Origin of the sequence: Aquimarina agarilytica ZC1, assembly GCF_000255455.1 — a bacterium.
In the GTDB taxonomy this organism is placed as follows: Bacteria; Bacteroidota; Bacteroidia; order Flavobacteriales; family Flavobacteriaceae; genus Aquimarina; species Aquimarina agarilytica.
Window position 1 is genome coordinate 16,547 of the sequence record NZ_JH621275.1, and the last position, 23,661, is coordinate 40,207.

Annotated in this window: 21 protein-coding genes and 1 pseudogene; 16 read left to right on the plus strand and 6 right to left on the minus strand. The window is 34.4% G+C overall.

The genetic code is table 11. From position 1 onward, the window contains the following. Positions 1–7: 7 nt before the first annotated feature. Complete coding sequence (locus KQA_RS0213950) at positions 8–541, plus strand: hypothetical protein (RefSeq protein WP_010182043.1); 534 nt, start codon at positions 8–10, stop codon at positions 539–541. Positions 542–703: 162 nt separating this feature from the next. On the opposite strand, the gene KQA_RS0213955 is transcribed toward KQA_RS0213950, so the two are convergent. The 5 genes and pseudogenes from KQA_RS0213955 to KQA_RS0213975 form a co-directional block, all read right to left on the minus strand. Continuing rightward, on the minus strand, positions 704–1,195 hold the full coding sequence (locus KQA_RS0213955) for a GAF domain-containing protein (protein ID WP_040396384.1): 492 nt from the start codon (positions 1,193–1,195) through the stop codon (positions 704–706). Positions 1,196–1,301: 106 nt separating this feature from the next. Continuing rightward, a complete protein-coding gene (locus KQA_RS19660; RefSeq protein WP_394330928.1) occupies positions 1,302–2,477 on the minus strand; it encodes a T9SS type A sorting domain-containing protein in 1,176 nt (391 codons plus the stop codon). Beyond that, a pseudogene (locus KQA_RS0213965) lies at positions 2,460–4,026 on the minus strand (hypothetical protein); the annotation flags it as partial. The gene KQA_RS19660 and the pseudogene KQA_RS0213965, both read right to left, overlap by 18 nt. Positions 4,027–4,866: 840 nt before the next feature. Then, positions 4,867–5,340 carry a Dps family protein gene (locus tag KQA_RS0213970; RefSeq protein ID WP_010182046.1) on the minus strand — a complete coding sequence of 158 codons (474 nt, stop codon included), beginning with the start codon at positions 5,338–5,340 and terminating at the stop codon, positions 4,867–4,869. Positions 5,341–5,551: 211 nt separating this feature from the next. Next, positions 5,552–6,184, minus strand: a complete 633-nt coding sequence (locus KQA_RS0213975; RefSeq protein WP_010182047.1) for a 7-carboxy-7-deazaguanine synthase QueE — start codon at positions 6,182–6,184, stop codon at positions 5,552–5,554. 124 nt (positions 6,185–6,308) lie between these two features. Between KQA_RS0213975 and KQA_RS0213980 the strand changes: the two genes are divergently transcribed. The 14 genes from KQA_RS0213980 (at position 6,309) to KQA_RS0214045 (ending at position 17,817) form a co-directional block, all read left to right on the plus strand. Continuing rightward, on the plus strand, positions 6,309–7,850 hold the full coding sequence (locus tag KQA_RS0213980; protein WP_010182048.1) for a helicase HerA-like domain-containing protein: 1,542 nt from the start codon (positions 6,309–6,311) through the stop codon (positions 7,848–7,850). A 173-nt stretch (positions 7,851–8,023) separates the two neighbouring features. Further along, on the plus strand, positions 8,024–8,581 hold the full coding sequence (locus KQA_RS0213985) for a hypothetical protein (RefSeq protein WP_010182049.1): 558 nt from the start codon (positions 8,024–8,026) through the stop codon (positions 8,579–8,581). A gap of 92 nt (positions 8,582–8,673) precedes the next feature. Further along, positions 8,674–9,510, plus strand: a complete 837-nt coding sequence (locus KQA_RS0213990) for an alpha/beta fold hydrolase (protein ID WP_010182050.1) — start codon at positions 8,674–8,676, stop codon at positions 9,508–9,510. A 199-nt stretch (positions 9,511–9,709) separates the two neighbouring features. Then, positions 9,710–10,546 carry a pseudouridine synthase gene (locus KQA_RS18995; protein WP_010182052.1) on the plus strand — a complete coding sequence of 279 codons (837 nt, stop codon included), beginning with the start codon at positions 9,710–9,712 and terminating at the stop codon, positions 10,544–10,546. 239 nt (positions 10,547–10,785) lie between these two features. After that, on the plus strand, positions 10,786–11,598 hold the full coding sequence (locus KQA_RS0214000) for an SH3 domain-containing protein (protein ID WP_010182053.1): 813 nt from the start codon (positions 10,786–10,788) through the stop codon (positions 11,596–11,598). A gap of 148 nt (positions 11,599–11,746) precedes the next feature. Beyond that, positions 11,747–12,700 (plus strand): ribosome small subunit-dependent GTPase A, encoded by a 954-nt coding sequence (gene rsgA / locus KQA_RS0214005; RefSeq protein ID WP_010182055.1) that lies wholly within the window; start codon positions 11,747–11,749, stop codon positions 12,698–12,700. After that, positions 12,697–13,149 (plus strand): D-aminoacyl-tRNA deacylase, encoded by a 453-nt coding sequence (dtd, locus tag KQA_RS0214010; protein WP_010182056.1) that lies wholly within the window; start codon positions 12,697–12,699, stop codon positions 13,147–13,149. Before rsgA ends, dtd begins: the two co-directional genes overlap by 4 nt. 63 nt (positions 13,150–13,212) lie before the next feature. After that, positions 13,213–13,539, plus strand: a complete 327-nt coding sequence (locus KQA_RS0214015) for a nucleotide pyrophosphohydrolase (protein WP_010182057.1) — start codon at positions 13,213–13,215, stop codon at positions 13,537–13,539. Position 13,540: 1 nt separating this feature from the next. Continuing rightward, positions 13,541–13,801 (plus strand): hypothetical protein, encoded by a 261-nt coding sequence (locus tag KQA_RS0214020; RefSeq protein WP_232285902.1) that lies wholly within the window; start codon positions 13,541–13,543, stop codon positions 13,799–13,801. Beyond that, on the plus strand, positions 13,801–15,036 hold the full coding sequence (locus KQA_RS0214025) for a 3-phosphoshikimate 1-carboxyvinyltransferase (protein ID WP_010182060.1): 1,236 nt from the start codon (positions 13,801–13,803) through the stop codon (positions 15,034–15,036). The genes KQA_RS0214020 and KQA_RS0214025 overlap by 1 nt, the downstream gene beginning before the upstream one ends. A 172-nt stretch (positions 15,037–15,208) precedes the next feature. Continuing rightward, a complete protein-coding gene (locus tag KQA_RS0214030; protein ID WP_010182061.1) occupies positions 15,209–15,664 on the plus strand; it encodes a hypothetical protein in 456 nt (151 codons plus the stop codon). Positions 15,665–15,801: 137 nt separating this feature from the next. Continuing rightward, the gene (gene queA, locus KQA_RS0214035) at positions 15,802–16,851 is read left to right on the plus strand and encodes a tRNA preQ1(34) S-adenosylmethionine ribosyltransferase-isomerase QueA (protein ID WP_010182062.1); all 1,050 of its coding nucleotides are present in this window, start codon (positions 15,802–15,804) and stop codon (positions 16,849–16,851) included. Between the two features lie 405 nt (positions 16,852–17,256). Next, a complete protein-coding gene (locus KQA_RS0214040; protein ID WP_010182063.1) occupies positions 17,257–17,511 on the plus strand; it encodes a hypothetical protein in 255 nt (84 codons plus the stop codon). Next, complete coding sequence (locus tag KQA_RS0214045; RefSeq protein WP_010182065.1) at positions 17,512–17,817, plus strand: type II toxin-antitoxin system RelE/ParE family toxin; 306 nt, start codon at positions 17,512–17,514, stop codon at positions 17,815–17,817. 323 nt (positions 17,818–18,140) lie between these two features. Here the strand turns inward: KQA_RS0214045 and KQA_RS0214050 are convergent, their stop codons facing one another. Beyond that, on the minus strand, positions 18,141–20,270 hold the full coding sequence (locus KQA_RS0214050; RefSeq protein WP_010182066.1) for a cellulase family glycosylhydrolase: 2,130 nt from the start codon (positions 20,268–20,270) through the stop codon (positions 18,141–18,143). Between the two features lie 523 nt (positions 20,271–20,793). Between KQA_RS0214050 and KQA_RS20560 the strand changes: the two genes are divergently transcribed. Continuing rightward, the coding region (locus tag KQA_RS20560) for an Ig-like domain-containing protein (RefSeq protein ID WP_010182067.1) at positions 20,794–23,661 on the plus strand (2,868 nt) is incomplete at its 3' end.

Sequence of the window (23,661 nt, forward strand, 5' to 3'; positions counted from 1 at the left end):
AAACCCAATGAGCAGAATAGCATTTTTTTCTTTGATACTAGGATTTTTAATAATTGCTTCATGTGAATCAGATAGTATGAATAATACGGCAGAAATGACTGATAATGAAATGGCAAGTAACGAAAATATAATGGGAGCGGACAAAATCCCTGCTACTAGTAATTTAGATTCGGACACAGCAAAAAAAATAGTAGGAACTTGGAGGTTGAAAAAATTGATTACAAAAGATGGTAATGACTTTACAACCAGTTGTAATATTAACGATAATATAGTTGTAAGTAATGATTTACAATTTGTAGAGACAAGGTATAACAAGAAGAAAATAGAGGAGCGTGAAGAGTGTGTGAAAGGTGGGACTTTTAATTATCAGTTTTTTATTGAGTTAAACCGAGGTAAAGAAATCTTATATTTTAGGGAAAAAGGAAAAGGAGAAGAAAATGATATTGACGGTACCTATAGATTTGTAGGAGCTGATTTGGAATTAATTTACATAGTAAATGTCAAAGACAAAACAACGGTTACTTTTGAAAAGGTAAAATAATATAATTTTTTGGATGTAAATCGTATGATATATGTTTAGTTAGTGTTAATGTCGAAATGAAATGTTGTTTTTTCGGCATGAGAAAAAGAGGATCTAAATCCTCTTTTTTTTGTGTAAAAATAATATCCAAAAGCCTTATTAATACTCTATAGCTAAAAAAAATTAATGTTGAAATACACTAAGAATTCCCTCTAAAAACTTTTGATCTATTTCGTCAAAAGCATCAAATTCTTCACTGTCCAAATCCAATACCGCAATAAGTTGTTGTTGTTTGTTAAACACAGGAACTACAATTTCAGATTTAGAATTTGGATCACAAGTAATATGGTCTTCTCCTTCGGCCAATATAGTAACATCCTTAACAATTTTGGTTTTTTGAGAAAGAGCAACGCTTCCGCAAACTCCTTTACCATAAGTAATATGCATGCAGGCTATAGTGCCTTGATATGGACCTACGCTTAATGATTGCTTATGTATGTCAGCAATGTAAAATCCAACCCAATAGATATAAGGGAGCTGTTGTTTTAAAACAGCATTGATAGTTGCCATTTTTAAAATGGTGTCAGTTTCGTTTTCTAATAAAGCATCGAGTTGTTTTTTTGCTGTTTTGTAGCTGTTTATTTTTTTTTCTGTCTGCAGTTTAATAGTCATCATTGTGTAAAATAAGAATATAAAATTACAAGTTTTTTAGTTTTATAAAAAAGCAAAGACCACTAAAAAGTGATCTTTGCTTATTGATATTGGGGGAAAAGGCTTTTATTTATCGGATAACAATTCTTTTGGGTTCTTCTCCTTCAATATTTATAAAATAAATACCCGCAGTTAAACCAGTAGTTTCAATAAAGGATATACCTTGTGTTGCTTTGATGCTGTTTACTAAATTTCCTGATACGTCAAGTACATTAATAGTGGTGTTTTCAATAGTATTGGCAACAGTAATTTTTTGACCAGCATCTACAGGATTTGGGTAAATTAAAATTTTAGCTTGAGTACTTATTGTTGGAGTAGCTAAAATTTTATTAGCTGAAGCTGGCACTACTTTCCAGTTAAAAGTTTCCCAACCTTGATCTGCATTTCCTCTAGGGAATACAGCAGTGTTGTTTTGGTTATGAGGGGCCTGTAACCATTTGCCAGTGTGTAAGCTTTTAAAAGCTACTTTACCAGCTCCTTTTGATTTCCATTCAAAACGCTCCCATCCTTTAGTTTGTGCTCCTCTAGCTCCGACTATTACATTTTGATTATTTCCATTTACTTGTAAATAACGTTGTGCGTTTAAGTTATAAAGCGCTATTCCTCCATCGGGGTGATTAACCACTCTAAATTTTTGACGGTTACCTAAAGCTTGACTTTGGTTGGCGTAAATATCATTATTGAGTTCGGCTACAGCGGATAAGTATTTTAAATCTCCACCCGATTTTTGGAGTGAAATTACTTGTCCAATAGGGATTCCAGAGCCATTTCCAGTAGTTGGAGTGCTAGGAGCAGCCCCTACATTACCACGAATGTTAGCAGTCATTCGGAATACTTGTAAGGCCATAGAGGTGATAAATCCTCCGGCATCTGGGAAACGTACAGATACGTTGTTTCCGTTAGCTTTTAATACACTCAAAGGAACGTCAACTTCTACAATAGAGTGAAAACGCTCTCTAAATCCTTGTCCAACTCCAGACCCTCTCCATTGCTTTGCACTATTAATTTCGGTTCCATTCACAAATACACGAGGTAGCTTTTGTAAATTATGTGCACGTCCAACACCTATACGTAAAGTAGCTTCACCAAATTGAGGTTTATTACCAATATTAATATTGAAGTTTTGATTTTGATTTGCTTCAATATATTCTAGGTAAGAAGCAGCATTACGTGTTGCGTAATGTTTAGTCTCATTTGATGTTTGGTTGACATTGATGTTGTTTTTAAAATGATATCTCAATACCATAGTAGCCTCGGATCCAATAGTCATTGTACTAGCTTTATTAGTACCTACAAAACGTGGACTGTAAAAAGGGTTACCGTTGGCATCGGCAAAATAAATGCTTTTCTTGTACATATTCAACAGCATTGTTGCCGGTACCTCTAATATTTAAATTAAAACTTTTTGATGATCTATATAAGTTGTTTACAATAACGTATAAATCTTTTCCTTGGACATAAGAATCTACTTGTAAGTTTACATCCGCAGGTTTTGAATCAACACGAGTCCCTCTTACATCTGACCATAATTGATAAAAGCGAACTAGCTCTGTATAACTGTAATTTTGATTAGGAACATTACGATCAGCTCCAAAAGGATTGTTTCTGTTTACCCAATAAGTACCATTAGGTTCGTTATTGTTTTTCATTAATCGCCATGAGTATGGAAAACCTACACCTGGTGTTACGGGTGAGTTTTCGGCTAAGCCATAGGCCCATTCGGCTTTGATAGGAACAAAAGGGATTGCTTTAACAATTTGATCTGGGCGTTCCATAAATTGCATCATCATGGAGCTCATTGAGCGGAGTGATAACCAATCTCTACTAGCGGTATATCGTTCTCTATAATTATTGTTTAATTGTGAACCGTATTCGGAAATTAGGAACGGTCTTTTCTTTCCTGTTATAAAGCCATAGTTTTCTAACTGGTCTAAGGTAGCTTCAATATTACCTCCTTTACGGTAGGCCCAGTCGCGATTTCCGGCTCCATAAATGGGCTGGTCATAAATGTGTAATGAATAAAAATCCATGGATGCTCCAGCAATATCTATAAATCGTTTCCAACGATCATTCCATTGTCCAAAATTTCTTTTGTCTAATAAAGGGAAGGCAGTAGTCCATCCTCCAACTTTTGGACGTCCACTGGCAGGAACATTATTTTTATACGTATTAGCAGCATTTTTATGGAAATTAAAAATTCGATCCAAAGGCTCTGGGCTTTTACCAGCAGGGATAAAATCTACCAATGGAAATACGGGTTCATTTAAAATTTCTATAAATGACGGTCTTGGTCTTCCAGAAGTTCCTCCATTACCGTGTTTTTTTACCCAAGCAGCAGCTCTACGTCCCCAGGCAAAACCATCGGCGTTAAAGGTAACATAAGCTTTTTCTTGAGCAGCAACAACTAAATCTTGATCTTGTTCGTAGGTAAAACGATCTGCTAGAGCAGGATAGCTAAATCCTTCGGAAACAGCTAGATTCTGATTATTGATTTGTACAGCACTAAAACCAGTGATTGCTCGAGTAAAAGCACCAGTTTCTCGGGATAGCCAAGCATCATAAGTTCTGGTTATTTCATGTAAACGCCCAGGGGCAGAACCTCCTCCGTTTTGTCCATTCCAGTCTGCTTCAAAATTAGCAGAGTGCACAGTAATGTACTTTTTACGATCAAAAGTTGACTTGCCTCCAACCTGGTGTTTTGTGTGTGCATTAACTTCTACATTTATTTGAGCTTTTCCCGAAAGTCCAAATAGTAAAGCTAGGACGCCTAGCGTAGTCTGAATTGTTTTTTTCATTATAGTGGTTTAAGTTTTTTTAAGGTGGTATTTTTTTTACGGATGTTGTAATTATGTAAGATATACTTTACTAAAATATTAAGTGTGTGTTAAATTTAGCGTAGTATTTTAAATATAATTCAATAGTGTTTTTAATATTGTAATTTGCTGTAAATGTATTGTTTAGATTTGTTTTACGTCTAAATTAGACTGACAAAAATTCTAAAAAATAATGCGATTACTATAGATTTTAATTATTAAAACCGATAAAAATTGTGTTTTTTTGTCGGTTTTTAATGCCTTTTATCTAGAAAACATTTTCGTAAGCGATGGTGATAAATGTTAATTTTTAGTTTTGATGGTTGATTTTTTTGTTAATTGAGCATGGAGTTTAGTTACTGATATTATTAAATGTCCTTTAATTGGATGATAGATTTTAGTTTTTTTATCAAAGCAGAAATAAGGAAAAAGTATAGAAATACCGCTTGTACATGGAATATAATACGATTTACCAACAAAAATTTCGCATATATGCTGTTTCTTTTTCACTATTCTGGCGTTAAAAAAAGCAATCGTAACTAAGGCTATGCTTGATTTTTTTGCCTTAGACTAACAAAAAATAATTCAGCATATTTATACGAAATTATTATCAGCAAATCGTATAAAATGAGCTAATCTGATCTGAAATTAATTTTATGGCAAAGAAGAATATCTGAAAAATGATCAGTTTGCCTATTAGGTTTTATAAGGAGAATGATTTTGTTTTAGGTGTTTTGTAAGCAAAAAATAATAAGGCTGCAATAAGGATTACATACGTATTGTGCTAAAAAAGGGAGTCGAAAATCTAATATAAGTTGATGCTTATGATAAATGGGCTTTTAAAAACCAGGCTATTTTTTCGTGTATTTGGATTAATCCGGTAATGTAATCACTAGTACCTAAATCTTTATAGTCATCAGCAAATGGTATAATGAGTGATCTTAGGAATTTTATGATTTTTTCGTGGTCGTTAGTTAATTCCTTGATAAAAGATGTGCTGTCACGTTCACCACCCTCAAATTCGGTTAGTGTGGTTAGTTTTGAAAATTCGCTAATACTTGCAGGGGCTTTAAAGCCCAGTATTCTAATTCGTTCAGCAACTTCGTCTATGATTGCTGCTAATTGATTGTATTGAGCTTCAAACAAAGCATGTTTATCAGCAAAGTCAATTCCAACAACATTCCAGTGTGCATTACGAGTTTTTAAATTAAGAACAAATTCATCAGCTAAAATTATTTCTAATTTCTCGACTACAGCTTTTCGGTTTTTTTCAGAAATACCTATGTTGGTTTCCATATCAACTTATTTTAGTTACCTAAATATACTTGATATTCTTTTTAAAAAGAAGTTGTTAGCGTAGATTTTTAGCTATTACTATTGTGTTTTTTGTGGTTAGTGATTTTTTTGCGTGAGGGATTGCAAAGGAAATCCCGCAGCCTGACTGAAAAGGAAGTGCGAGGAATTGTAATGAAAAGCTCGACCCTTTGAGGCACGCCCAAAATAGGATTTATGGGATATTTAAATATTTATGTGTTTGTAATGATATTTTCCATTTAGGGTGTTGCATTACATAATCAACAATTAGTGGGATTATTTTTTCGCGTTTACTCCATTCGGGTTGTAGGTATAAAATACAATCTTTGGATACTTGTTCGGCTTGTTTTTCGGCAAAATCAAAATCCGAGGTGTTGTAAACGATTACTTTAAGTTCATTGGCTTTTTTGTATACACTTTGGGTGGGAAGTTTTAATTTTTTTGGTGATAAACAAATCCAATCCCAATCACCAGAAAGTTCATAAGCACCAGAGGTTTCAATATGAGTTTTAGCGTTTTTGCTGTGAAGTCCTTTAGTTAATTCAGTCATATCCCAAGTTAAGGGTTCACCTCCAGTAACTACAACTACATCACTATGTTTAACTGCATTTTCAACAATGGTTTGGGTAGCGGTTGGGGGGTGTAATTCGGCATTCCAACTTTCTTTAACATCGCACCAATGGCAACCTACATCACAACCTCCTATTCTAATAAAGTAGGCGGCGGTTCCTTTATAATATCCTTCACCTTGAATGGTATAAAATTCTTCCATTAAAGGAAGCATTTGTCCTTTGGCTACTAAATTGTTGATTTCCGTTTTTGTCATATTAGGTGCAAAGATAGTAGTTTCCATGTATACAATGTAGGAAATAGTATGCGCAAGGATTTTTTTCCTTTTTTTTAATACTAAATAGGAAATCTTTACTTTTATGATATTAAAATTAAAGCCCATGAGTAAAACGGATGCGTTTATTGAAGAAATTCAACAAGGATATACATGTAAAGGAGATTTTATAACCTTAGGAGGAGCAATGTATAATGAGGAAACATTTGCAAATGCTCAAATTAAAATTCCGTTAAAAACATTAAATAGGCATGGATTAATAGCTGGAGCTACTGGTACAGGAAAAACAAAAACATTGCAAGTGTTGGCCGAAAATTTGAGTAATAAAGGTATTCCTGTGTTGCTTATGGATTTAAAAGGTGATTTGAGTGGTATTGCTCAGCCAAGTCCTGGTCATGTTAAAATTGATGAGCGTCATGAGAAAATAGGTGTTCCTTTTGAGGCGACAGGTTTTCCAGTAGAAATTTTAACGCTTTCGGAACAAAAAGGGACGCGTTTACGAGCAACGGTTAGTGAGTTTGGTCCAGTGTTGCTTTCGCGAATTTTAAATGTTACTGAAACTCAAGCGGGGATTTTAGCTATTATTTTTAAATATTGTGATGATAATAAGTTGCCTTTATTGGATTTAAATGATTTAAAAAAGGCATTACAATATGCAACTGGAGAGGGAAGAGAAGAAATACAAAAAGAATATGGAAGTATTTCAAAAACATCCACAGGTTCTATTATTCGTAAAATTATTGAAATAGAACAGCAAGGAGGGGATTTGTTTTTTGGTGAGCGCTCTTTTGAAATTGATGATTTGTTACGACAGGATGAGCAGGGTAGGGGCTATATAAATATTATTAGATTAACTGATATTCAGGATAAACCAAAGTTGTTTTCCACATTTATGTTGAGCCTTTTGGCCGAAATATATAGTACCATGCCCGAGCAAGGGGATAGTGATCGCCCCGAACTGGTCTTGTTTTTGGATGAAGCCCATCTGATATTTAATCAAGCATCATCGGCATTATTGGATCAAATTGAAAATATTGTTAAGTTGATACGATCAAAAGGGGTAGGCTTGTATTTTGTAACTCAAAACCCAACCGATGTGCCCGATGGAGTGCTTGGGCAATTAGGGTTAAAAATTCAGCATGCATTACGAGCATTTACGGCAAAGGACAGGAAGGCGATTAAATTGACGGCAGAAAATTATCCGATTTCAGAATTTTATGATACGGCAGAAGTATTGACCTCATTGGGAATTGGAGAAGCTTTGGTGTCTGTTTTAGACGAAAAAGGAAGGCCGACTCCACTGGCACAAACTATGCTGAGAGCACCAATGAGTAGAATGGATGTGTTGACAAATCAAGAGTTAAAAAAGTTGGTTGAAGGTTCTGAATTAACCGAAAAATACAATGAATCTATTGATAGAGAAAGTGCTTATGAATTATTAAATGAAAAAATTGAAAAAGCAGAAGCAGCTGAGGCTAAGGAGGCAGCACAAGCCGAACGTAAAAAATTAGACAAACGCAGCTCGAGTAGCCGTGGTTCTAGTTCAGGAAACAGTTCAAGTGGTACACAAAAAGCCATTATAAAGGTGTTGACTAGTGCCACTTTTATAAGAGGTGCGCTAGGGATATTAAACAAAATGATGCGTTAAGCTTTATTAGTGTTTTGTTTTTTTACAAGAAGTGCGACAAGAGTGCTTACAATATATTTTATAGTATTCGTTTTGAGTGAAGTTGTTTTAGATGAATAAAATGAAGGTAATTCTATTTTTTTTCCATAAAAAAGAACCTATGTTTGCGTATCTAAATCGAAATAAAAATGATCATGAAAATAACACGCTTTTCGTTAATTGTTATAACAGCTCTTTCTGTTTTTAGTTGTCAAAAAAAAGTAAATCCGTTTGAAATAGGAGTTGACCACATTGGCGAATTAACTAAAACAAGTACGGTTAAAGATTTGGATAAAATTTACGCAAATGATTCTATTGTAAAACATATTGCAGGTGATGAATTTGTAGGGAGTGCCAATGAAATTGAAATATATGACAAACAAGGAAAGCCACTATTGATTTTGGAGGCTAGTCAAGAGTTTGATTCGACAGCAACTATAAAGTCTATAAGAGTTATTGATGCTCGTTTTAAAACATTGAAAGGTTTTGGAGCGGTAAGCACGTTTAAAGATTTAAAAGATAATTACACAATTTCTAAAATAACAAACACATTAAGTTCGGTGTTAGTTGACATTGATGAAATTAATGCTTACGTAGCTATTGATAAAAAGGAATTACCTAATCAAGTGCAATTCGATACAAAAACAAAAATTGAAGCGGTGAATATACCCGATGGAGCAAAAATTAAATATTTTTGGTTAAAATGGGAATAATAAAAAATGAAAGACTGTCTAAATAGGCGGTCTTTTTTTTGTCTTTTTTCTTATTTAATATATAATATGACTTCTAGCGTAAGCGAAATAGTATGACAGATCAACTAAAAAAAATAGTGCCTATTTTAATAGGGAAACAATTAAAGTTTAGATCATTGTGGTCTCCAGATAAAGCTGTTGAGCAGGCTTTTAATTTATTTTGTTCTCCCCAAAAAGGACGTGTAAGGACAGAAGAAGAGGAGTTTTTAGATGACGCAAAATTAGAAAAAGTGCTCACCAAAGGGCATAAGATACAAACTTACCAATGGGAAGGTTCTGGTGATACAGTCTTATTATTACATGGTTGGGAGAGTAATAGTTATCGGTGGAGAGCTTTAGTTGCAGAGTTGCAACACTATAGTTTTAATATTATTGCTGTAGATGCGCCAGCTCAAGGATATTCGAGTGGTAAATACTTGAGTGTCCCTTTATATGTGGATTGCATTCAAGATATAATAGGTAAGCATCAGCCAAAAATAATGATAGGTCATTCTTTAGGGGGAATGACTGCTATTTATAATCAATACTTGTACCCAGATACGAGTGTGGAGAAAATAATCACTTTGGGGCCTCCATCAGAGTTGAGTTTTTTTTTAAAAAGTTTTCAAAATACACTTGATTTATCTCAAGGGTTTATGGAAAAAATGGATGATTACTTATTTAAGCGTTTTGGATTTTATGCTGGAGGCTTTTCAATTTCCGAATTTGCTAAAAAAATAACAATACCTGGGTTGTTAATTTTAGAAAAAAATGACAAACTAGCTCCTTATAAACATTCTAAAAAAATTGCAGATAATTGGAGTGCTTGTGAATTATTTTCGGTGGAAAATGTTGGGCATTCACTTCAATCGGAAGAGATCAACAAGGAAATTTCAGCTTATTTAAAGTAGTTGCGCTAACTCGGAATATGCAATGAAACGTTTGGTTTTGCTGAGATTTCGATAAGGAACAGATTTTCTATTGTATAATCTGCGTTGAATACTTTGTGTAATTTATGGCTATAGAGCTTGTGTTCTAATTAACGTATTTTGGTTAGGAGTCTTTTACTTGAGCTGAAATAAATACATTATTTTTGTAAAAAATAATGTATTGGAAACAGGAACGACAAGGTTAAATAAATATTTAAGCGAAATAGGTTATTGTTCTCGTAGAGCTGCAGATAAACTTATTGAAGAGAAGCGTATACTTGTAAATGATGAATTGCCACAAATGGGACAAAAAGTTTCGCCTGATGACCAAATAAGCGTTGATGGGGAGCAAATTCAAGACCCAAAACGCGAACATGTATATTTAGCGTTTAATAAGCCGGTAGGTGTAGTTTGTACCACTGACCTGCGAGAAAAAGATAATATTATTGACTTTATTAATTATCCGCAGCGGATATTTCCTATCGGTAGGCTGGATAAACCAAGTGAAGGTTTGATTCTTTTAACTAGCGATGGAGATGTGGTAAATAAAATTTTACGCTCACGTTATAATCACGAAAAGGAATATATAGTTACGGTGGATAAATTAATTACTCCCGATTTTATACAGCGAATGGGGAATGGTATTCCAATTTTAGATACAGTCACAAAAAAGTGTGTCGTTGAAGAGATTAGTAAGTTTAGTTTTAGAATTATTTTAACTCAGGGGTTGAATAGACAAATTAGGCGCATGTGCGACTACCTAGGTTATGAGGTAGTGAAGTTGAAGCGTGTTCGAATAATGAATATTAAGCTACAATCAAATGTAGGTGAATACGTACTAATATCACAAAAAGAGATGTTTACAAATTTAAAATCTGACGAAATTGAAGATTTTATTGCACAAAAAAATAGTAAAAAAAGTTCAGAAAACGATAAATTAGGTATAAGTAATTGTAATAAAGTGAAAAAAATAGACCAATTAAACGAACAAGGAAGGATCGTTAAGAGAGGATTTTAACAAAGTATAATATGTTGTTTTTTAGGCTTTTACAAACATTTAAAGAAAAGGATTACAACGATATCGAAGCTTGAAAACCAGTTTATTGCACTAAAAAACAACTTTAAAACAATAAAAACATACGTTTTGTCGATTTTCTTGTGAAAATCTATTATATTTGATTTGTATTAGATAATAGCCATTTTTTTTGGCATGTTTATTGAAAGCCTACTAATACAAACGTAAATTACTTAGAAAACATGAAAAGATTTTTAGCCTCAATTTTTATTTTTCTTAGCATCACTTTGGTTAATGCGCAAGAAGAATTGTACTTCGTTTCAGTCGAATCATCGTCATTACGAAGTGGACCCGGAACAAATTACAATGTAGTTGCAGAATTAGGAAAAGGAATGCAAGTCTTACTTATTAGTGAAGATTTTGGAGACTGGTGGACGGTGCAATACAAGACAATGAATGGTTTTATCAGAAGATCAGACATTCTTGCAGTACCAGCTGGAATAGTTATTCAACCAAAAGAAGAAGAAGATAATGAAGGAGATTATTATGAAGAAGAAGATACTACATCTAGTAAGTATGATGATTGGGAATCAACAGAATATGAAACAGGAGAAACACCTGAGTGTTTAAATATTGTTCCTGAATTTGATTACAGCTTAGATAATTATTTGAAGATAAATAATGTAGGTTCGAATACTGAAGCTGTGGTGAAGCTTATTAAAATAGATAACACTAATGGTGAAGAGTTAACATACCGTATTGCTTACATACAAGATGGTGATGTACACCAAATGAAAAACATCCCAGCGGGTAAGTATTACTTGAAAATTGCTTACGGTAAAGACTGGAGAGAATTTACAGAAAATGGGAACTGTTTTGGTAGATTTGTTGAAAACCCACAATACGAAAAAGGAGATGATATCGTAGATTTCACTCCAATAAAAACTAGTCAAGGAACGGATGTACCATCTTATGAGTTGTCATTGGATGTGAGTAACTCAAGTTCAAATAGTTTAGAAACGGAAGATATATCAGAAAAAGATTTTAATAACTAATTTTTTTGAAAGGCTAATATAATAGATCAAACCCGAAGCTATGCTTCGGGTTTTTTGTTTTTATAATAATTTTATAGTTGAATTAGCGGTGCTACTAATTCAAACCAAAAACACTATTTTTGTAACTGAATATTTAGAATAGCAATTAATGACAGGAACCGTTTATAAGTCTACAGGAAGCTGGTATACAGTTAAGGGAAAAGACGGAGTGTTTTATAATTGCCGTATCAAGGGGAAATTTAGAATAAAGGGTATAAAAAGTACTAATCCAGTTTCGGTGGGAGATCAAGTGGTCTTTGATTTAGAAACTCAAGATGAAAAAACAACTGGGGTAATTAAAGAGATTAAAGAGCGTTCAAATTATATTGTTCGAAAATCAGTTAATTTGTCCAAGCAAACGCATATTATAGCGTCTAATATAGATATTGTTTTTTTAGTAATTACCTTAAATAATCCACCAACATTTACTTCTTTTATTGATCGATTTTTAGTTACTGCTAAAGCCTATGGTATTAAAACAGTCTTGTTGTTTAATAAAATAGATACCTATAGCTCAGATGATCTTGATGAAATACGCTATTTGGCACATTTGTATAGAAATATAGGCTATGAATGTGAAGGTATTTCTGCAAAGACAGGTAAAAATATGGATAAAGTGATTGCCTTAATGCAAGGCAAGGTAAGTATGTTTGCAGGGCATAGTGGGGTAGGGAAATCCACTTTGGTAAATGCTATTCAACCGAGTTTGCATTTGAAAACCAAAGAGATTAGTGATCAGCATAAACAAGGACAGCATACCACAACGTTTGCTGAAATGTATGATCTGGAAAATGATATTCGAATTATTGATACACCTGGCATTAAAGGTTTTGGTGTAGTTGATATGGAGCCTAGTGAAGTAAGTGGGTATTTTCCGGAATTTTTTGAACGTCAATCAAATTGTAAATTTAATAATTGTTTGCATAAAAATGAACCTAAGTGTGCAGTTAAAGATGCTTTAGAGGCTGGGGAAATAGCTTGGTCTCGTTATAAAAGTTACTTGCAAATATTAGAAGGTGATGACACTCATTATCGTAAAAACGAATATACCAAGGATGTATGAGGGTAGTGATTCAGCGTGTTTTAGAGGCGTCGGTAGTAGTAAAAGGAGAAACTGTTGGGGCTATTAACAAAGGATTATTGGTATTGTTAGGAGTTGAGGCTAGCGATGGTCAAGTTGATATTGAATGGTTGGTAAAAAAGATTTCTCAATTGCGTATTTTTCCAGGGAATGCGGGTAATATTGATAAAAGTATTCAAGATATTGATGGTGAAATTGCAGTAATAAGTCAGTTTACATTATATGCGAGTACAAAAAAAGGGAATCGCCCTAGTTTTATGAATTCGGCTAAGCCCGAGATTGCGAAGCCTATTTATGAAAGTTTTGTTACTCAATTGTCTGAAAAGCTTGGAAAAAAAGTAGCCACTGGTATTTTTGGAGCAGATATGAAGGTGTCGCTAATTAATGATGGTCCAGTTACCATATGTATGGATACAAAAAATAAAGAATAATCCAGTAGATAGTTTAGTTGCTTGAAATGAAAAGGAGCTTAACTGGAAAAATAGAACAAAAAGATGGATATAAAAAATGCACAGCTAGACGTAGATGAATGGATAAAAAACCATGGTGTTCGTTATTTTAATGAATTAACCAATATGGCACAGCTTACCGAAGAAGTAGGTGAGGTAGCACGTATAATTGCTAGGCGCTATGGAGAACAGAGCGAAAAGGAAAGTGATAAAGATAAAGACCTAGGTGAGGAGTTAGCCGATGTGGTTTTTGTAGTTTTGTGTTTAGCAAACCAGACTGGTGTTAATTTGGAAGAAGCTTTTAATAAAAAGCTAGATATTAAAACCAAAAGAGACCATGATAGGCATCATAATAATGAAAAATTAAAATAATATGTTTAAGCAGATAATGAGTTCTGAGGCATATTGGAGATCTGTAATTAGGTTAGGATTTCTTTTTGCTGTTGTTTTTGGTATTGTTGAACATATAGGGCAATACAAAGGGGTCAATTTTGATGGCTTTAAAGCTGATATCCTTGATAAAGGATTAATATTTAGGTATGTGCGTTCAAAAATTGTAGGAGGTTTAATTTATGGATTAATTGTGTCCTTTGTTTTTCAACGACGTAAAATTATTGAGAGTAGAAGAAAATAATGAATTTAGAATTAACTCAAATTGCAGATATCTCAAATGAGACACTGCAAATAACAGGATCAAAAAGTGAAGCAAATAGATTATTAATTTTGCAAGCACTGTATTCAAAAATTAGTATCAAAAATCTATCGAATAGTGATGACTCTCAAGTAATGCAGGAAGCTATTGTAAGTTCGGAGGAATTGGTGGATATACATCATGCCGGTACGGCAATGCGTTTTTTAACGTCTTATTTTGCTACGCGAGAGGGACGTAAAACTGTTTTGACAGGAAGTGAGCGTATGCAACAACGACCTATAAAAATATTAGTAGATGCGTTACGTGATTTAGGAGCAGATATTACTTATCAAAACGAAGAAGGTTACCCGCCAATAGTTTTGAATGGGAAAAAATTGACAAAAAATAAGGTAAGCTTAAAAGCGAATGTAAGTAGTCAATATATTTCGTCATTAATGCTGATAGCACCTTCTTTAGAAAATGGATTAGAAATTGCTTTAGAAGGAAAAGTAACTTCGGTTCCTTATATAAAAATGACTCTTTCTTTATTAAAAGAAATTGGAGCTGAAGGAAGTTTTGAGCATAATGTCATTAAAATAGCACCTTTAGCTGTTTGTAATACAGATACAATTGTTGTGGAGTCCGATTGGAGTTCGGCATCCTATTTTTATAGTTTAGTGGCGCTTTCAAAAAATGCAAAAGTAACACTTGGAAGTTATAAAAAATCGAGTTACCAAGGAGATGCCGCTTTAGCAGAAATTTATAAAAATTTAGGGGTACAAACTTCTTATAACAATAACACCATTACATTGGAAAAAGTATCTGATGTGACCAAGGGAACGGATGCCTTTAATGGGGCACTGGATTTAGCGAATTCTCCCGATATAGCGCAAACCATAGCGGTTACTTGTTTTGGTTTAGGAGTTTCGTGTCATTTAACAGGTTTGCATACGCTTAAAATTAAAGAAACGGACCGCTTAGAGGCCTTAAAAGCTGAAATTGAAAAGTTAGGTGGAATTGTGGAGATTACAGAAGATGCCTTGAAGCTTAGGGCGGAATCAACAATAAAGGCAGGAGTGGCTATAGCTACCTACCAAGATCATCGAATGGCTATGGCGTTTGCACCTTTGGCTTTAAGAACACAATTATTGATTAATGAGGCGGAAGTGGTAAGTAAGTCTTATCCCGATTTTTGGTCAGATATGCAAAAACTTGGATTCCAAATTAATGAAGTGTAAGTGCTAGTAAAATAAAGTGATATAAAAAGCTCATGACGTTGTTGTGGGCTTTTTTTATGGGTATGTAAGAGTTGTTGTACATACTAAAACGATGTAGTTTTTTTAGTGAATTTTTAAAACAATATTTTTAAGTAAGTGGTGTTTATGCACGAGAACACACTAAACTTTACTTATGAAACAGTCATTATTATTTTTAACATTTTTAGTACTTCCATTTTATATCAATGCACAAATTGTTGTTGTTGAAAAAAAGAATAAAATAGAATTAGTAGGGGGTATTCAGCCTATTAAAAGACACAAAGTAGAATTGACAAGATTTGAAAAAACCTATTGTTTAAATTACATTGATACAAAACATAAAAGTAATTATGAATATAAAAGCTTTTGCTTTGATGATTTAGAAGGATCATTCGATGATTTTTATGGTACCATTCTTAATGGTTTTGATGAATTGCCTGAAGATCCAGTAAAAATTTCATTTCCTAATTGTAATGTTGAATTCAAATTTTCATCCTCATTAGGAACTTCGTACGTGGAATTTTTTCATTATTTTAATGGAAATGTGGGAACAAGTGTACAGATATCAAGAGGGAAGTGGGAAAAATTATTTGGAATGGATCGAATTTAATATTTAGATTTCTTTTTTAGTACCGGTAGCTTAGTAATTATTGGTGGTTGCGTAGTTTGTTTTTATTTTTTTGGACAAATACTTGACAACCCCTATGCTCAGATTGTATATTTGCCTTCTTATCAAAAACTAGATATATGAAGTTATCACATTTCGATTTCAATTTGCCAGAAGAATTACTAGCAGAATACCCTTCAGAAAACCGTGACGAGTCCCGTTTAATGGTTTTAAATCGAAAAGAAAATACTATTGAGCATAAGCAATTTAAGGATTTGATCGATTACTTTGATGAAAAGGATGTAATGGTATTAAACAATACCAAAGTATTCCCAGCTCGTTTATTTGGAAACAAAGAAAAAACAGGTGCGCGCATTGAGGTGTTTTTATTACGTGAATTAAATTCGGAAACACGTCTTTGGGATGTGTTAGTGGATCCAGCTCGTAAGATTAGAATTGGAAATAAATTGTATTTCGGTGATGATGAAACATTAGTAGCTGAGGTTATTGATAATACAACCTCAAGAGGAAGAACATTACGTTTTTTATATGATGGTTCTTACGAAGAATTTCGTAAAAAATTAAATGATTTAGGGGAAACTCCACTTCCTAAATATATCAAAAGGGAAGTAGAGCCCGAAGATATGGATCGTTACCAAACGATTTATGCAAAAAATGAAGGGGCAGTAGCTGCTCCAACAGCAGGTTTGCATTTTTCTAAGCATTTGTTGAAACGTTTGGAAATTAAAGGAATTGATTTTGCTGAAGTAACGTTACATGTTGGTTTAGGTACATTTAGTCCTGTAGAAGTAGAGGATTTGTCTAAACATAAAATGGATAGTGAAGAAGCTGAAATACAAACAGAAGCAACTCAAATTGTAAATAAGGCAATTAAAGAGAAGCGTCGTATTTGTGCTGTAGGAACTACGGTAATGAGAACATTGGAAAGCTCAGTATCTTCAGAAAATACATTAAATGAATTTCGTGGTTGGACAAACAAATTTATTTTTCCTCCTCATGATTTTAGTATTGCAAATTGTATGATTACAAACTTTCATACACCAAAGTCAACATTATTAATGATGGTTTCGGCATTTGCTGGGCATGATTTAATGAAAAGAGCTTATGATGAAGCTGTAAAGGAAAAATATAAATTCTATAGTTATGGTGATGCCATGTTGATTATCTAAACTTTTTAAGGTTATTATAATAGTATAAAAGAGCTACATTTTAATGTGGCTCTTTTTTTCAATTGTCAAGCTATGTAAAACAACTAATGATAGTTTGTAATAAATAAGACTATTGCCAGTGTCTCCGCTTTTCCATAGCGAAAAGTAACGCTACTGCTAGGCTTTGGCTAGTAGCAACACAGCATTGCAGACAAAGCGTATAAAACAAAGCTATTTCTTAATTGAGATAACCCACTTTATTTAATATACAGAAGTGTATCAAGCAAATGATTTAGAGGACTTGCATAGCATCGAGGATAACTTTCATCCGCTTTTGTAAAAACAAAGCTTATTTTTAAGGAATGATTTTTGTATATTAGAAACAATGTAGATATATAATTATCTTTGTATTAATATTTTTGAATTATGGATTTAGCGACTAGAAAAAACAGATTTATACAGCAATTTGAGCAAATTGCTGATATTAATCTTATCGAAAAATTTGAGAGTTTTTTAAAAGAAGAATTAGATTCAAAAAAAGAAATTGTTGCTTACGGGGTTAAAGGAGAACCTCTTACTAAAGAAATGTATATGAAGAAAGTCAAAGACGCTGATTTAGCTATGGATGAAGGTAAATATATTTCGTCAGAGCAACTGAAGAAACAAATGCTAGGCTGGTAAATGAATATAAGAGTCGATTGGTCTGACGATTCTGTTGAGGACTTAAATTTTATTTTTGAAAGAGTAAAGAAAAAGACTGTTTCTAAAGAATTAGCAAAAAACGTAATTGATGATATTTATGAAACTGGTATTAGTATATCGTTTGTTGAACAATATCAAGTTGATGAAATTTTGGGGAAGCCATATCGTAGAATGGTAGTCAGGCACTTTAAATTAATTTATAGAGCAATGACTGAAAAGCATATAAGAATTATTCAGGTTTTTGACACTTATCAAAACTCGTTGAAACTTAGAAAAGATATATAATTATGTAGAGCAATGATTCTTAAAGGAGTTGTTGCTTTTTCCGTTTACGTTCATTAGCATAGATGTTACACCAATAACATTGATAATCTAGCTTTAAGAAAAGTCCAACAGCTTGTTGGATAATTAGAGCCGAATCTAACCGAAGACCCCCGCTGTTCCCTAGCGAAAAGTAACGTTACTGCTAGGTGGTGATTAGTAGCAATATGGCATTTAAAGAAAGAGTAAAAAACAAAAAGCTATTCTGTAAAAAGAGTAGCTTTTTGTTGTAATAAAATGGTTATATCTGCTAGTTTCTCACTAGCAATAGCCTTATTAAAACGTATTTATTCCTTTACAAAAGGAAAGGTTTTAACAGCTTTATTGTTTTTGTTATTTTGTATAAGTAAAAAATAATGTCCAGTAGGTAAACTACTCACATCAATTTGGTTGGTGTTTTCATTTGCTGAAAATTCTAGAACAGTACTTCCTTGCATACTTACTATGCTAATTAGTGCGGGATAAGTGAGACCGCTTATGTTTAAGTTATTTTTTGTTGGGACTGGATGAATACTAATAAGATTATCAGAAAGTTGTTTTGATCCAGAAACACTACAGTTAGGAGGTGTATTTTGATTGCTAAAATAAATAGTAAAATCCCTAGTAGTTGATTTCATAACAAAATTAGTTCCGTCCAAAGCGACCCAATATGTACCGTCTAAATTAGTGAACCCAGTGGACGATAATGTGATACTTGGTTGGGCGGCATTAAAATTCTGTATGGCATTTGCTCTTAAGTCTACCCACCAATTAGGGCTTCCGTTATTGGTGTTTACCGAAAATTGGTAGAGGCCATTATTGGCTAAATCCCAATTAATAGTAAAATTGGTAATATTAGTTAAGTTGGGGCCATTTAAACCTAAAACATATGCTTTAGTGTATGAGGAATTACGGGTAGAGGCTAAGGCTTGATTTAAAGGAGTGCCAAAAGAACAATTGCCAGTACTTGGCGGCGGAGGAGGAGTTGTATTGGTTGCTTTGGATAGCGAAAACCAATTGATATTAAACCTGCCCGACGCGGCAAACAATTCAATGGTTTGGCTGCCACTGTTTAAATTCACTTCAGTTTCAATAGTTGTCCAAGATTGCCAATTTTGTGTGTTGGGAATGGATACCGTTCCTAGACTGGTGTTACCAGTTTTAAACTGTAATTTTCCCGAAGCTACAATACTAGCTACTCGGTATTTAAGAGTGTAAGTTGCGCTTTCTGGAATGTTAACTCTGTAGCGCAAGTAGTCACCATTATCAATATAACCAATATTTTGACCTCCTCCAGTATCTCTAGTAGATTCTTTGCGTGTTCCTTTTTGTTGGCAGTAAGCCTCAGCTTCTATGTTATTAATAATGGATACTCCATTTCCAGAACAGGTTTCGCTTGGAGGTGGAGGAGGTGGGTTTCCGCCACCACTTGGGGTATTCCAATTTTCAATAATATCTTTTATATAAATACCTGTGGAGGTTAAGTTGTTATTTAGTAATCCGCTAACTTCTGTTCCACTTGCTACTACGGAGGCTCCTTCGGCTTTGTCACTAATCGACCAATTAGCATGACTAATACCATTAGTTCTTATAAAGTCTAGCCAACGCTGTGTTTCTGCACGATCAGCAGCACCGTCACCATTTGCGTTTACAGCACCCCATTCGGTAACAAACAAAGCGATACCATTATTCATAGCTCGGGAAGCTTCATCTCTTAAAAATTGTTTGTGCGTACCTGAATAAAAATGAAGTGTATAGGCAGTGTTAGGATCATTTATGGGGTTGTTGGAGGCATCAACAACTTTTTGTGACCATTGTGGTGAACCTACTACAATTAAATTATCGGGATCTTTAGCTCTAATAGCCCTTATAACAGCTTCGGAATAGCTTTTTACAGTTTGCCAACTTTGTGCAATGGGTTCATTGTATACCTCATATATAACATGATCATTAGTGCCGTATAATTCAGCCATTTCCGAGAAAAACTCAATAGCTTGACTTTGGTATTGTTCCGCATTGTGAGAATGCCAATCGATAATCACATAAATCCCAGCATTAATGGCAGCATCAACTACTGCTTTCACTTTGTTTTTTTCTCTTTGAGGGTTGGTAATATAGCCCCCTGGGTTTTCAACGCCCATGGCAGCTCTAATAATATCAGAGTTCCAGTCGGTAGCGATATGGTTGACAGTTTGAGCATTGTAAAATTTAGCACCTTCACTAAAATTACTCCAAAAAATACTATTTCCGGCCAAGCTAACTGTAGTGTTGTTTTTGTTAACTACATGATTGTTAACTACCCTAAGTCGGCCATGTTGTTCAACTATGGATTGGGTAAATCCAGAAAAAGAAAATAACAGAAAGACAAAACCAATTAAGTGAATTTTGGATAGGGGGTGGGGATACCTTTTGAGGTATAATTTAAAAAAACATTTCATAATACGTGTTTTTGATTAGTTGTACTGAGCTGCTACTATAACGTTTTAATTTGTTTTTTATTTTGTAAAATACTGATTTTTAATTACTTGAAATTGTTTTTTTGTATGTTTTGTTATTAAACTGCAGAGTAGTATGTCTGTCTTTTGTGTGTGAATATCGATGTTTTTCAAGAAGAGATTTGATGATGTTATTTAGTGTAAAATTTGTAAATGATTGATTATGAATTGATATTTCTATTTTTTGTTTTAAGAAGTGAAGCTTGAAGAGGGTTTCTGTGGGTAAAAGTTATGTAGGAAGCATCTTATTTTGTTTTTCATTTGCAGTTTATTTGTTAGGTTTATCGACTTAAATTTCCTTTTAACAAATAGGTGGTAACAAATGTGTTTTTTTATAAAATATATAGATAGTGTTGTCGTTTTTCAAAGGGTATTTTTGATTTAAAAAAGTTAAATCAAAATAAATATTGATGGAATGTAATTTAGAAAATACCATTAATACAAAAGGAAAGTAAAGAGAAGGCTTATGAATAAGAAAGTTATTTTTGGTTATATCGTATTGTTTTTTACAACAATATTTGGTTCTTATGCACAGCTTTCAATAGCACCAGATAGTGGTCCTCCCAATAGGATATGTGCTGGTGAAATGGAAACGCTTAGAGTAACAGATGTTTTAAATCCAACGGATCGAATTGAATGGCGGTTGTTTCCTGATACAGCAGGAATAATAAAGAGCGAGCTGGTAAGTGCAGGGGGAGATTTTCTAGAGCTTAATGGATATCCAGTTACAACGAATACTACTTTTAGAGCTATCAGAAATGGAAATGCAACTGATTTTGGTCAGATTCTTATTGAAGTGGATGGCGTAGTTACAGGAGTGCCACAGGATGCAGGTACAGGAGGAAATATTGATTTATGTGGACGTATGCGAGGGGATGCCATTGATTTATTAGCTGTTACAGGAGGAGATCCAGGAGGTACTTGGTCTCCTGCTTTGTTTGGAGGGAGAAATTCATTTACAGTAGGGATTGATATGCCTACTATTTATACGTATAGTTTTCCAGCTGCAGGAACTGGCCCATGTGATAGTAGAGGCTCATCGGCTACTGTGGTTATAGGCGTATGTCCAGATGTAGATACAGATGGTGATGGAATGAATGATGATGTAGATCCAGATGATGATGGTGATGGAATTACTGATATTGAAGAAGAATCTTTATGTGCTACAACAGGTTTAGTTGAGACGGCTCCTATTGTTGATGTTGATTTTGGGGTGCATGTAGGTCCAGCACCAGAATCTGCTTTAAGTGATCCTAATGTGTTAGGTCATGCGTTTGTAAATAAACCGCCTATTGGAGGAGAATATGCGGTAGCTACATCAACATTTTTAGATCAAGGTTTAGGTACAGTAGGAACATTTTTTGCGTCAACTAATGCGATAGGTAATGTGGATGCAGATGGAACGGCTAATGGACGATTTTTATCTATTAATATAGAGCAAGACTTTATAGGGCAGGTAATATATAATTTACCTAGTATTCCAGTAGTTGGAGGGAAACAATATATTTTTAGAATTGATTTAGCTGGTTTGTGTGACGGATGTCCAAATCTGCCAATTATAGATTTGGAAATCAAAGATGCCGCGGGAGCGGTATTAGCAAATGCCACATCAGCGACTTTAGGGATTGCAAACGATGATGTATGGCGCGAGGTACGATTGGATTTTACCCCTGCAACATCAAGTTTAGTTACACTTTCAATTATTAACAGTCAACCAGAAGATCAAAATGGAAATGATTTAGGAATAGATAATATTCGTTTTTCATTATTAGAATGTGATTTTGATAAGGATGGGATTCCTAACTCGTTAGATATTGATACGGATAATGATGGGATATTAGACAGTATTGAAGGCGTGCCTAATTATGCAGATATTGATGCTGATGATGATGGTATTCCAGATAATATTGAAGCACAACTTACAGCTGCATATGTGCCTCCTACTGGAGTGGATACCGATGGTGATGGTTTAGATGATGCTTATGATGGTGTTGGAAGTCCAGGGATTACACCAACGGATACCGATGGTGATGGTACTCCAGATTATTTAGATTTAAATTCTGATGATGATTGTTACGATGACAATACGGAGGCCTATGACACGGATTTGGATGGTGTTTCAAATACATTGCCTTCTGGAGGTGATACAGATATTGATGGTTTGTTGGATGTTTTTGATACAATTGTTTTAGATGTGCCAACATCAGGAACAAACTCACCCAATGGAACTACTCCTGCAAGTTTTCCAGATGCAAGGATTCCAGGAGGAACTGATCGAGATTGGAGAGAAGCAGATACCAATGCAGGAATGCTCTCTGGAGGGCAAGATATATGTGTAGGATCAACGACAACATTTGTGCCTACAATGCCTGGAGGTACCTGGGAATCATCGGACACAAGTATAGTAACTGTTGATGCAGCAGGAGTTGTGACAGGAGTAAGTGAAGGTGTAACAACTATTGTGTATACATTATGCCCAGGGGTTACAGTTTCAAGAGGAGTTAGAGTAGGTAGTGGTGAAAATGCAGGAGTCTTATCTGGGGTACAGGAGGTATGTGTGGGGAGTACGACTTTTTTCAATTCAACTATAGTTGGAGGAACATGGAGTTCTTCGGATACTTCAATTGCAACAGTTGATGCCGCTTCGGGTACGGTTGTTGGAGTATCGGCAGGTGGTCCTGTTGTTATAACATATACGGTGTTAAGTTCCGTAGGTTGCGAACCAGGGGTAGCTGAGCGGGAAGTGACTGTTACAGGGAGTCCAGATGCGGGAACTTTGTCTGGAGTACAAGAAATTTGTGTTGGAGATATGACAACATTTTCTTCAACAATTGCTGGAGGTTCATGGCGTTCATCTAATACTACTATAGCTACAGTAGATGCAGCAACTGGTGAAATTACGGGTGTACGTATAGGTACTACCACGATAGAATATACAGTAACCGGAACAGGAGGCTGTCCAGATGAAAAAGCATCTAGAAACATAACGATACTTGAAGCACCAGATGCGGGAACTATTAGTGGAGCATTACGTGTATGTGAAACAGAAAGTGTAGCTTTTACATCAACGGAACTAGGGGGAAGTTGGAGTTCTGCTGATCCTTCAATTGCAACGGTTGATCCAGTCACAGGAGTAGTTACAGGTATTAGCTTAGGTACAACAAGTATTCGATATACTGTGACAGCTATAAACACTTGTGGTGATGGAGTAGCAAGTAAAGATATTACAGTAGATACGATACCCGATCCCGGAACAATATCCGGTGGTGATTTGATTTGTATTGGCAATACAACCATTTTTTCTTCAACAGAGCCAGGAGGTGTTTGGAGTTCA